This window comes from Bradyrhizobium sp. LTSP885 (assembly GCF_000938305.1).
In the GTDB taxonomy this organism is placed as follows: Bacteria; Pseudomonadota; Alphaproteobacteria; order Rhizobiales; family Xanthobacteraceae; genus Bradyrhizobium.
Map to the genome: position 1 here is coordinate 109918 of NZ_JYMT01000042.1, position 12010 is coordinate 121927.

General features: G+C 65.5%; 8 protein-coding genes. 4 read left to right on the forward strand and 4 right to left on the reverse strand.

What is annotated here, in order from left to right; all coding sequences use genetic code 11:
- Positions 1 to 152 precede the first annotated feature (152 nt).
- The 3 genes from UP09_RS29580 (at position 153) to UP09_RS29590 (ending at position 3415) form a co-directional block, all read left to right on the forward strand.
- On the forward strand, positions 153 to 1340 hold the full coding sequence (locus UP09_RS29580) for a pyridoxal phosphate-dependent aminotransferase (protein WP_044541895.1): 1188 nt from the start codon (positions 153 to 155) through the stop codon (positions 1338 to 1340).
- Between the two features lie 93 nt (positions 1341 to 1433).
- Positions 1434 to 1994 (forward strand): biotin transporter BioY, encoded by a 561-nt coding sequence (locus UP09_RS29585; protein WP_245302323.1) that lies wholly within the window; start codon positions 1434 to 1436, stop codon positions 1992 to 1994.
- An 86-nt stretch (positions 1995 to 2080) separates the two neighbouring features.
- Positions 2081 to 3415 carry a dicarboxylate/amino acid:cation symporter gene (locus tag UP09_RS29590; protein ID WP_044541896.1) on the forward strand — a complete coding sequence of 445 codons (1335 nt, stop codon included), beginning with the start codon at positions 2081 to 2083 and terminating at the stop codon, positions 3413 to 3415.
- Positions 3416 to 3427: 12 nt separating this feature from the next.
- Here UP09_RS29590 and UP09_RS29595 read toward each other — a convergent pair whose 3' ends face one another.
- The 3 genes from UP09_RS29595 to UP09_RS29605 are packed head-to-tail and all read right to left on the reverse strand — an operon-like array spanning position 3428 to position 7448.
- Positions 3428 to 4660, reverse strand: a complete 1233-nt coding sequence (locus UP09_RS29595) for an NAD(P)/FAD-dependent oxidoreductase (protein WP_044541897.1) — start codon at positions 4658 to 4660, stop codon at positions 3428 to 3430.
- 16 nt (positions 4661 to 4676) lie between these two features.
- Positions 4677 to 5897, reverse strand: coding sequence for an MFS transporter (locus UP09_RS29600; RefSeq protein ID WP_082070394.1), 1221 nt, complete (start codon positions 5895 to 5897; stop codon positions 4677 to 4679).
- 54 nt (positions 5898 to 5951) lie between these two features.
- Positions 5952 to 7448, reverse strand: a complete 1497-nt coding sequence (locus UP09_RS29605; RefSeq protein WP_156164838.1) for an amidase — start codon at positions 7446 to 7448, stop codon at positions 5952 to 5954.
- Between the two features lie 215 nt (positions 7449 to 7663).
- Between UP09_RS29605 and UP09_RS29610 the strand changes: the two genes are divergently transcribed.
- Complete coding sequence (locus tag UP09_RS29610; RefSeq protein ID WP_044541898.1) at positions 7664 to 8332, forward strand: helix-turn-helix domain-containing protein; 669 nt, start codon at positions 7664 to 7666, stop codon at positions 8330 to 8332.
- Positions 8333 to 8504: 172 nt separating this feature from the next.
- On the opposite strand, the gene UP09_RS29615 is transcribed toward UP09_RS29610, so the two are convergent.
- A complete protein-coding gene (locus UP09_RS29615) occupies positions 8505 to 11618 on the reverse strand; it encodes an Rne/Rng family ribonuclease (RefSeq protein ID WP_044542636.1) in 3114 nt (1037 codons plus the stop codon).
- Positions 11619 to 12010: the final 392 nt, after the last annotated feature.

Below are 12010 nucleotides of genomic sequence, written 5' to 3' on the forward strand. Positions count from 1 at the left end.
CTCCGTCTGTTGTTTTTGCGGTCTTTTGTCACGCGAACCGGTATTCACTCAGTCTGAAAACGCTATAAGAAGCTACCGAATACGGCCAGTCTTGGGCGGTAACCGGTGCGGGAACCCCAATTCGGCTGCGGCCGCCCAAATAGCAGATATCCATGCTCGATGCGACAGTGAGAGACCGTGTAGCCAGCCTGTTGACGGCATCCACGCGGAGCAACGTTCCGCCGTTCATGGTGATGGACGTGATGGCCGCAGCGGCTCGAATCGAGGCCACCGGCGGCCGCGTCATCCACATGGAGGTCGGTCAGCCTGCCGCGTCGGCACCGAAACCGGCGATCGCGGCTGCCCAGGCCGCACTGCAGGACGGGCGGATCGACTATACGTCAGCGCTCGGAATTCCGACCCTGCGCGCGCGCATCGCCCGTCATTACCGCGACACGTATGGCTGCGCGGTGGAGCCTGACAGGATCATCGTGACCACGGGCTCGTCGGGCGGCTTCATCCTGGCGTTCCTGGCGATGTTCGAGCCGGGTGACCGGGTGGCGGTCACCGTTCCCGGCTATCCGCCTTACCGGCACATCCTGACCGCGCTCGGCTGCGAACCGGTGCTGATCGAAACCTCACATGAGACGCGCCATGCGCTGACCGGCGAGGCGCTGCTCGCGGCCCATCGCAAGGCGCCGCTGAAGGGCGTGCTGGTCGGCAGCCCAGCCAACCCGACCGGCACGATGATGTCGCGCGAGGCACTGTCGAGCCTGATGGCCGCCGCCGACGGCGCCGGTATCCGCTTCATCTCCGACGAAATCTATCACGGGCTCGACTACGCATTCCCGGCAGTGACCGCGGCCGAGCTGTCGCCGCAGGCGCTCGTGATCAACTCGTTCTCGAAATACTTCTGCATGACCGGCTGGCGCGTCGGCTGGATGGTGGTGCCGGACGTGCTGGTGCGGCCGATCGAGCGGCTGCAGCAGAATCTCTCGATCTCGGTGCCGACGCTGTCGCAGATCGCGGCTGAAGCCGCATTCGACGGCCGTGACGAGATGGAAGCGATCAAGCGCGGCTATCGGGAGAACCGCCGCATCCTGATCGAGGGCTTGCCGAAGGCGGGCCTGACAAAATTCCTGCCGGCGGATGGCGCATTCTATCTCTACGCCGACGTATCCGATTTCACCGCCGACAGCTTCGCGTTCGCCAGCCAGATGCTCGAGAAGACGCATGTCGCGGCGACCCCGGGCGTCGATTTCGATCCGATCCACGGCCGTGCCTTCATCCGCTTTTCCTATGCGCGCTCGGCAGCCGAGATGCAGGAAGCGGTTGCGCGGATCGCGCATTGGCTTAAATAGCCCGCAATCTTCAAGAGCCATCCCGGAGTTTCCCCCTTGTCAGTCAAATCGGTTTCGCAGCCCGCCGTCGCGCGGCATTTCCCACTCGCGTCGGTGCTGTGGCCTGCGCAGGCCGGAGATGGGTCCGGGATCGCACGCGCGGTCGTGCTGGTGCTGCTGGGCACTGCGCTGCTCGCCCTGTCGGCGAAGGTCAATCTGCCGCTGCCCTACGTGCCGATGACGCTGCAGACGCTGGTCGTGCTGATGATCGGTGCGACCTATGGATGGCGCCTGGGGAGCGCGACGATGGTTGCGTATCTCGCCGAGGGCGCGATCGGGATGCCGGTCTTTGCCGGCCCTGTCGGCGGCCTCGTGCCGCTGCTCGGCCCGACCGCCGGATACCTGTTCGGATTCGTTGCAGCGGCGTTCGTGACCGGCTTGCTGAGCGAGCGGGGCTGGGATCAGAGCGTGATCTGGCTGTTTGCGGCGATGGCGATCGGCCATGTCGTCATCCTCGCCACGGGCTTCTGCTGGCTCGCCTTCGGCGCCGGGCTCGGCGTTGAGAAGGCATGGCTGGTCGGCATCGTGCCGTTCATTGCCGCGACATTGGTCAAGAATGCGTTGGGGGCTGCACTGGTGCCGGCCGCGCGGCGCGTGGCAGATCGCCGCGGATAAGACCGCAAGGCGCGACCGGTTCCATTTGACTCGACCGGCCAAGTTGTTCTTGGCTGGCACTGCCGTCTCTGAGGGGGGAACGACATATGGCAACGACAAACGTTGCCACGGGCGCGCCGGCGACTGCCGGCACCAAGCCGTGGTATAAGATTCTCTATGTCCAGGTTCTGATCGCGATCGTGCTCGGCGCAATCGTGGGGGCGATATGGCCTCAGCTTGCGACCAACGACTGGATCAAGGCGCTCGGCGACGGCTTCATCAAGCTGATCAAGATGGTGATCGCGCCGATCATATTCTGCACCGTCGTCTCCGGCATCGCGCACATCCAGGATGCCAAGAAGGTCGGCCGCATCGGCATCAAGGCGCTGGTCTATTTCGAGATCGTCTCGACCTTTGCGCTGGTGATCGGGCTCGTCGTCGGCAATGTGCTCCGTCCCGGCGCCGGCTTCGGTGGCGCCGCGGCGAACGCCCAGGCGGTCGCCGGCTACGCCAAGCAGGCCGAGGCGCAAAAGAGCGTCGACTTCTTCCTGCACATTATTCCGGATACCGTGGTCGGCGCGTTCGCGCAGGGCGAGATCCTGCAGGTGCTGCTGTTCTCGGTGCTGTTCGGCTTTGCCATCATGGGCCTCGGCGAGCGCGGCCACACCATCCGAAACTTCATCGACGATGCCGCGCATGCGGTGTTCGGCGTGATCTCCATCGTGATGCGCGCGGCGCCGATTGGCGCCTTCGGCGCGATGGCCTACACGATCGGCAAGTTCGGCACTGGCGCGATCCTCAATCTGGTGGGCCTGATCGCGACGTTCTACCTGACCGCGGCGCTGTTCGTGCTCGTGGTGCTGGGCATCATCGCGCGGATCGCGGGGTTCTCGATCTTCAAGTTCCTGGCTTATATCAAGGACGAATTGCTGATCGTGCTCGGCACCTCGTCCTCCGAGAGCGCGCTGCCATCCCTGATGGAGAAGCTCGAACGGCTCGGCTGCTCGAAATCGGTGGTCGGCCTCGTGGTGCCCACCGGCTATTCGTTCAACCTGGACGGCACCAACATCTATATGACGCTGGCGACGCTGTTCATCGCCCAGGCGCTCAACTTCGATCTCTCCTTCAGCCAGCAGCTCACGATCCTGGTCGTGGCGATGCTGACCTCGAAGGGCGCATCGGGCATCACCGGCGCGGGCTTCATCACGCTGGCGGCGACGCTTGCAGTGGTCGATCCGCGGCTGGTGCCCGGGATGGCGATCGTGCTCGGCATCGACAAGTTCATGAGCGAATGCCGCGCGCTGACCAATCTCTGCGGCAACGGCGTCGCCTGCGTGATCGTCGCCTGGTGGGAGGGCGAGCTCGATCGCGACAAGCTCAACGCCAATCTCGCGCGGCAGATCGATCCGACCGACATGGAGACCGCCGTCACGACCGATTAATCGCGTCCGGGGTCAGAACCGATCCGGCCGATACGGCGAGGCGTCCACGGAGGGCGCCTCGCCGTTCATCATTTCGGCGAGCAGCCGCGCTGTGGCGGGGCCGAGCGTGAAGCCTTGATGGCCATGGCCGAAATTGGTCCATAGCCCGCGATGGCGTGGCGCAGGCCCGAGCACCGGCAGCATGTCGGGCGTGCAGGGGCGCGTGCCGAACCACGGCTCGGGTTCGACCCTGGTCCCGATCTCGAGCAGGCCTCGCGCGGCGGCTTCTGCATGGCCGAGTTGAATCGGCGTCGCGGGAGCGTCGGGGCTGGTTAGTTCCGCACCGGTGGTGATGCGGATTCCCTTGGCCATCGGCGCCATCGCATAGCCCATCGCGGTGTCGACCAACGGCAGATCGAGCGAGCGGCCGCCCTGATAATGCATGTGGTAGCCACGCTTGCGCACCAGCGGAATCCGGTAGCCGAACTTACGCAGCAATTGGGGCGACCAGGGCCCGAGCGCGACCACCACGTTGGCGGCGTCGATGCGGCCTGCGGCGGTATCGAGCGACCAGCCGGATGAGGTCTCCGTCAGCGTCTGCGCGTCGCCGCGCGAGAGCGTGCCGCCGAGGCGCTCGAACAGGCCGGCATAGGCCGAGACGAGCCCACCGGGATCCGACACGGTCCAGGGTTCGAGCCAGTGGATGGCGCCGGGCAGGTCGTCACGCAGGATCGGTTCGGCCCTGGCGAGCTCGGTGCCATCAAGGACGCGAAACGTCACGCCATAGTCGCGCTGGTTCTCCTCCGCGGCAGCAATCGCTTGCTCCAGCGCTGCGGGATCGCGGTGAAGGATGCGAAAGCCGGCGCGACGGATCAGATTGTCGGCGTGGGCCTCGCGGATCAGCGTGTCGTGCTCCGCCGTGGCGTGGGCGATCAGGCGCGCCCAGGCGACGGTGGCCTTGCGGTGCCGCTCGGGCGTGGAGTGCCACCAATAGCGCAGCAGCGGGCCGGCGTGTTGCGGCAGCGAGGCGAGCCGATAACGCACGTCATTGGTGCGGCCCATCGCGATCCTTGCAAGCGTCGCGAGATCGCGCGGCATCGGATAGGGCCGGACCGCCTCGCTCTGGATGATCCCGGCATTGCCGTAGCTGGTCTCCCGGCCGGGCTCTTTGCGGTCGACAAGCGTGACCGACCAGCCGCGGCGCTGCAAATGCAGCGCCGTACTGACGCCGACCATGCCGCCGCCAAGAACGATCGCACTTTTCATTGATACCTGTTCTCCGTCAGGCGGGGCTCGACACAAGCCGGGGCCGGGTCGTGCCGATGGTTGAAGCGACGACGACGGACATCGCCGTCATGACGATGAGGAAGCCGAAGGCTGCGTCAAAGGATCCCGTGCCGCTCACGATGAAACCCATCACAGCGGGGGCGACGAAGCCCGCGCTCTGGCCGCCGAGATTGACCATGCCGACACCCGATCCGATCTGGTCGTCCCGGAGCAGTTTTGTGGGAAGCGCTATCACCGAGGCCAGCACGAAGCTTTTGAAGAAGTAGACCAGCGACTGGTACACGATCAACGCCGTGATCGTCTCCGACTTGTACATCGCGTAGAGGAAAACGCCAGTCAGGGCGGAGCTGCCGATCAGGAGGTATTTCTCGCGCTCGTCAAAGAAGGTCGTCATGACCCAGCCGCCGATCGCGGTCGCGATCGTCGCCAGCACGAATGGAATCGGCGTCAGCATGCCGACGGCCTTCAGATCGAGCCCGCGCTGCTGCAGCAAATAAAGCGGCATCCAGGAATCCAGCCCCTTGTTGACGCAGCTCAGGCCGAACCACACCACCATCAACTGCCAGAGCAGCGGATTTTTCATCAGCTCGCGCATCGGCGTGCGGCTGGCGGTTGACTTTGTCACACCGGTATCGGCAGCGCGGCCGATATGAGGCACGACGACGAAATAGACCAGCGCAAACAGGATGCCGGCGAAGCCGATCGCGTTGAAGGCATGGCGCCAGCCGAGCCAGAGGATGAGCGGCGCCATGATCAGCGGTGCGATCATGCTGCCGGCATAGTTCGATGACAGCAGCAGTGCCGACATCTTCGGCCGGCTGTCGCGCTTGAACAGCTCGGCGACAGCCCGGATGCTGGCCGGCGGAAAGCCGCCCTCGGCGATGCCGAAGATGAAACGGATCGCCAGCAGCGAGCCGAGCGACCACGCGATGCTCGTGAAGGCGGTGAACAGCGACCACATCGCGATCGTGATGATGACCACGTATTTCGAGCCGAAGCGATCGGACAGCCAGCCGCCCGGGACCTGCATCACCGCGTAGCCCAGGAAGAACGCGCTGATGACGATGCCGAGATCGGCGGCCTGCAGATCGAAGTCCTTGCCGATCTGCGCCAGTGCCAGCGAGATCGCCGCGCGGTCGATGTAGGAAATGCAGAACGCGAGGTAGAGCAGGACGAACCCGACGACACCAGTGTTCCGCTTCGGCAGGGCAGGCATCATCATCTCCGATCACGCACCGCGCGCCGCGGTGCAGCTAGCGTTGGTGTCGGTCTAGTCCCATGCGAGGAAGCCTGGTGCCGCCGACAGCGGCGGCGCCGCGGCGAGCCGCGCGAGATCGGGGACCGGGCGGCGCAGGTCGGGAGTAGCCGCGAAGGCGGCCTCGAGCGCGGCCGCGACCGCCAGCACGATGGCGTCGCCGCCGCGTGGACCGACAATCTGCAGGCCGAACGGCATGCCGGCCTCGTCGATTCCGACCGGCAGACTTAAGGCCGGGTGTCCCGCGAGCGTTACGCCATAGGCAAGCGCAAGCCAGTGGAAATAGGACTTCGTGGGTTCGCCGTCGATCTCGGTGGGGTAGAGTTCGGACCAGGGACGCGGACTGAGCGTGATCGTCGGGCTGATCAGGACATCGCACCGTTCGAAGAAGGCCTGAAACGCACGGTAGATCCGCGTCTGCGTGGCTGCGGCACGCGCATAGTCCTGGAGATCGTAGCCGAGGCCTTCTTCGATATTGGCCCGTACATTCGGGCCGAGCATTTTAGGGCGTTCCTGGTAGGTCTTGCCATGCGTCGCCAGGAACAGCGCCGCGCGCAGCACGGCAAAAGCGTCGTCGGCGCCGGAGCAATCCGGCGTGGCCTCACGGCATTCGGCAACCATCGGCGCAAGTTGCGCGACGCGATGACGGAAGACGCGCCGGATCGCGCGCTCGGTCGGCGCAAAGTCGAAATCTTCGGTGAAGGTGACGCGCAGCTTGGCGAGCTCCGAAGGGCGGGGTGTGTTCCAGCGCTCGGGACGTCCGCGCAAGGGCTCACCCGGCAGCGTGTAGGCGAGGGGGTCGCGCACATCGTCGCTCGCCATCACTGACAGCATCAGCGCGACGTCGGCGACATTGCGCGCCATCGGGCCGTCGGTCGACAAATTGGACCAGCCGAACGCGCGCCGCTCGCTGGCCACGAGGCCGTAGGAGGGGCGCATGCCGACGATGCCGGCATACGCTGCGGGGTTGCGCAGGCTGCCGCCGGTGTCGGAGCCGGAGGCGAGCGGGGACATCCCGCATGCCAGCGCCACGGCGGAGCCGCCCGACGAGCCCGCGGCCGAACGCAACGGATCGAACGGATTGCCGGTGGCGCCGTGCACGGGATTGCGGGTGTTGCCGCCGGCCGCCCATTCCGGCGTGTTGGTCTTGCCGATGATGATCGCGCCCGCCGCGCGCAGCCGTGCGACCGAGGCCTGGTCGGTGGCCGGAACATGATTGGCGAACAGCGGGCTGCCATAGGTCGTGCGCAGCCCGGCGGTGTCCTGGGTATCCTTGATGAGCAGCGGAAGCCCGTGCAGCGCACCGACATCGTCACCGCGGAGGATCGCGGCCGCGGCCGACTTGGCGGCCGCGCGCGCACCCGCCTCATCGAGGGTCACGACGGCGTTGACCGCGGGGTTCGTTGCAGCGATGCGCGCCAGGCAGCCGTCGAGCAGCTCGACAGGCGAGACTTCGCGCTTGGCCATCAGCCGTGTCAGCTCGACGGCGCTCGAATCGCAGAGTTCTGCCAAGTGTGATCCCTTTCCGTTTGTGAAAATTATTTAGCACATCGGAAATTAAACTCGAGGCTTCAATATTGGCCAGGACGGCCATTTTTGTGCATATTTGATAGGAATTCTGCTTGAACGATCGTCATCTGCCTTCCAACCGACGATCCGGAGCCCAGAAGAATTAGACCGATCGAACAACAATTTTTCTGGCCGCTGATACGTGATGGAGATCGAACATGAGCGACATCACCACGCCCGAGGGGACCAACTCCCAGCTCGGCCAGTGCCTGAAGGCCGCCCGCCAGGTGCGGGGCCTGACGCTGAAGCAGGTTGCTGAGCGGACCGGAATGGCGTTGTCGACCTTGTCGAAGGTCGAGAATGGGCTGATGTCGCTGACCTACGACAAGCTGCTGCAACTCACCTCGGGCCTGCAGATGGAGATCGCCGAGCTATTCAATCCCGCGGCCGGCCGGCCCGGGCGGGATCGACCCGTTACGGCCCGCCGCAGCATCAGCCGGGCCGGGCAGGGGCAGGTGATCACCACCAAATTTTATACCTACAGCTATCAATGCACCGACCTGATCGGCAAACGCATGGTGCCGATCATGGCCGAGGTGCGGGCCCGCTCGCTGGAGGAGTTCGGCCCGCTGCTGCGCCACGCCGGCGAGGAGTATTTTCTGGTGACGAGCGGGCGGGTCGCGGTTCACACCGAATTCTATGCCCCAGAAATCCTGAACGCGGGCGATGGCATCTATCTCGACAGCACGATGGGGCACGCCTACCTCAACGCCGGCGACGAGCCGGCCACGGGTGTCTGCCTGTGCACGAGCGAGGCGCCGGATCTCTATGATCAGCTACGCCAGATCGCGACCCGCGACGCGGCTTCGCTCAACGAAGGCGGCTGACGTTCGGCGCGCCTGTCCCAATAAAAAACGCCCGGTTTGAACCGGGCGTTTTCGTTTGCGATGGGTCCTACTAGAGCGTTTTCAAGCGAAGTGGATACCGGTTCGCGTGAAGAAAACGCGTCAAAACAAGAATCTAGAGCCCCGTTCCGATTCCATCGGAACGGAAAAGGCTCTAGTCGCCGCCGCCGAAGCGCCGCGACCACCATCCCTTGCGGGTCGGAGCCTCGGTGGTGGCAGCCGGTCCGGCCTCTGCAGCGGGGGCAGAGTGCGACGATTCCGCGGGGCTCTGGACCAGCTCGGGCGCTTGAGCTTCCTGCGCCGGACTCGAGGCGAAGCTGACCTTTTCACGCACGGTCGAACGTCGCCGTGCGGCACGCTCGGCCTCGGCCGGGTTTTCGTCGGGTACGACGGACGCCTCGGCAGGTGCCGGCTCGGTCGGCTGGAACTCCGGCGGAGGTGCAATCGGCTCGGGCTCGACCAGCGATGGGGCGGGCTCGGTCGAATGGCCATCGAAGTCAGCGACCGCGTCAGTGACTTCCGGTGCCGACGTCGGGCCCAGCTCGTCGGCGATCGATCCCGCGAGACCGTCTTCCGGACCACCGGTGCCACGCCGGCGGCGGCCGCCACGACGTCCACGGCGGCGCGGGCGGCGCTCGCCATTGGCGCCCTGATCGCCGCGCGCAAAACCCGGTTGCTCCTCGCCTTCCTCCTCGTCGCCTTCGGCATCCTCGGCCGCGACCGCTTCAGTGGCCTCAGGCGCCACATGCATGAGGGCGTCAGCGTCCTCGCGCGGCGCCGGGCCGCCCTCGCGCGTTTCGCCGCTGGCGCGACCGCGCCGCCGGCGACGCCGCTTGTTGCGGCGCTGACCATCACCTTCGCCCTCGGCACTGGCTTCCTCGCCGGCTGCCGGGTCGTCGGCAAGGCTCTCGGTCTCTTCGGTTTCGACCTCGACCTCGGCCTCGTATTCAAACGGTTCCTCGTCGTCATCGGCCTCTTCAGGCTGCCCCGGCGTTGCAGCGGCCTGCGCCACCAGCAGCGCCTTGGCCGCTTCGAGCGTATGCACCTGTTCGCCGCGATCGATGATGTAGGACTGCTGGGCGCTCACCGTGGCGTCGGCGACCACCGCCAGCGACACCTTGAAGGCGTTCTCGAGATCGCGCAGATGGCCACGCTTGTGGTTGAGCACATAGAGCGCGACGTCGGTGCGGGTGCGCACCACCAGATTGTGGGTTGCGCCCTTCATCAGGATTTCTTCGATGCCGCGCAACAGCTGCAGCGCCACCGACGAGACCGAGCGGACGTGACCCGAACCGCCGCATTGCGGGCAGGGCTCGGTCGAACTCTCCAGCACGCTGGCGCGGATGCGTTGGCGCGACATCTCCAGCAGGCCGAAATGCGAGATCCGGCCGACCTGGATCCGTGCACGGTCTTGCCGCAGGCAATCGGACATCTTGCGCTCGACCGAACGGTTGTTGCGCTTCTCGTCCATGTCGATGAAATCGATGACGATCAAGCCGGCGAGGTCGCGCAAGCGCAGCTGCCGCGCGACTTCCTCTGCCGCCTCCAGATTGGTCTTGAGCGCAGTGTCCTCGATGTGGTGCTCGCGCGTCGCCCGTCCCGAGTTGACGTCGATCGAGACCAGCGCCTCGGTCTGGTTGATGACGATGTAGCCGCCTGAGCGCAACTGCACGGTCGGCGAGAACATCGCATCCAACTGGCTCTCGACGCCCATGCGCGAGAACAGCGGCTGGCCGTCGCCGTACAGCTTCACCGCGCGCACATTCGCCGGCATCAGCATCTTCATGAAATCACGCGCTTCGCGGTAGCCGGGTTCGCCCGCCACCTGGATCTCGTCGATCTCCTTGTTGTAGAGGTCGCGCAGCGAGCGCTTGATCAGCGAGCCTTCCTCGTAGACGAGGCTTGGGGCCTGCGACTTCAGCGTCAGGTCGCGCACGGTCTCCCACATCCGGATCAGATATTCGAAGTCGCGCTTGATCTCCGGCTTGCTGCGGGCAGCGCCGGCGGTGCGCAGGATGATGCCCATGCCCTCGGGCACGTCGAGGTCCTGGACCACTTCCTTCAGCCGCGAGCGGTCCTGGGCCGAGGTGATCTTGCGGCTGATTCCGCCGCCACGTGCGGTGTTGGGCATCAGCACGGCGTAGCGGCCGGCGAGCGACAAATAGGTGGTGAGCGCGGCGCCCTTGTTGCCACGTTCTTCCTTGACGACCTGGACCAGCATCACCTGGCGGCGCTTGATGACTTCCTGGATCTTGTACTGGCGGCGCGGCCGGAACGCGCGTTCCGGAACTTCCTCGAGCACGTCGTCGCCGCCGACGGACTCGACGACTTCCTCTTCCTCGCCGTCTTCGTCGTCGTCCTCATCGTCGTTGGCTTCGTCGGCATGCTCGCCCTGGGATGCGGCAGCGTCGCCGCCATGCTCGGCTGCGACGTGGTCGTCGCCGGTCGCATGAATCTCGTCACCATGGGGCGCGTCGTCAGCGTGGGCCGCGTTTTCCTCGGCCTGCTCCTCATGCGCCCGCTCAGGCTCATGATTGTTTTCGACGACGGTGTCCGGCACCGCTGACGCAGCGGATGCCTCGACCACGGCAGCGACGGGATCGGGCTGCGCGTCACCAGCCAGCGCCTCGCTCACCGTGGGGGCGTGGTCGTGCTCATGCGCGTGGTGATGATCGTGGTCGTGATGATGGTCATGGTCGTGATGGTCGTGATCATGATGATCATGGCCGTGATCGTCATGGCCGTGGTCGTGTGCCTCGTGCTCATGACCTTCGTGGGCAACCACGTCGTGCTCATGATGTTCGGCATCGACGGGATGTTCGTGCCCGTCGTGGGGCTGCGGCGCCTGCGGATCGACAGCGGCGCCTTCGATCACCTCGCTCTGCACGCGATCGCCATGGCCGCGGCGGCGGGCGTTGCGATGGCGCGACTTGCGGCGGTGGTGGCCGCGGTTCTCGTGCTCTTCCTCGGCCTCGCGGTGGGCGCGCTCGTCGGCCTCGATCAGCGCCAGACGGTCGGCGACCGGGATTTGGTAGTAGTCGGGATGGATTTCGCTGAAGGCAAGGAAGCCGTGACGATTGCCGCCATACTCGATGAAGGCGGCCTGCAGCGACGGCTCTACGCGTGTGACCTTGGCGAGGTATATATTGCCGCGCAGTTGTTTGCGCTGGGCAGTCTCGAAATCAAACTCTTCGACGCGATTGCCACGGACTACGACGACCCGGGTTTCTTCCGGGTGGGTGGCATCGATCAACATCTTGTTGGGCATTTTGGGGCTCTTGACGGCGGCGGGCGCGGTGCATGGCGCGCGCAAGCTGCGCGGCCCGGTGACGCGACGGTCCACCTGATTCGGGGGTGAGGGGAAGGCCAAAACGCGTCTTGAGGCGCAGAGCCGATCGGGAGCCCACCGTTACGATGCGACGGGCGGAGCTTTCGCCTCGCGTCAACGCGATCGTCTCGGGGATCCTGGTCGGCAATACAGTCTGGCGCATTAAGCGTCGGCCCGTCTAAACATGGTGGCGGCGAGAAATACCGCCGTATCTTTTGCTGAAAGCCCAGCGCGGCGCCGAAGCGCCTGCCGGCCATCGCATATCGAGGCCCCGTGAGGAGCCGGATAATCAGTTGTGCCGTGTCTCAAAACCGTCCCTCTGGCGAGAGTGT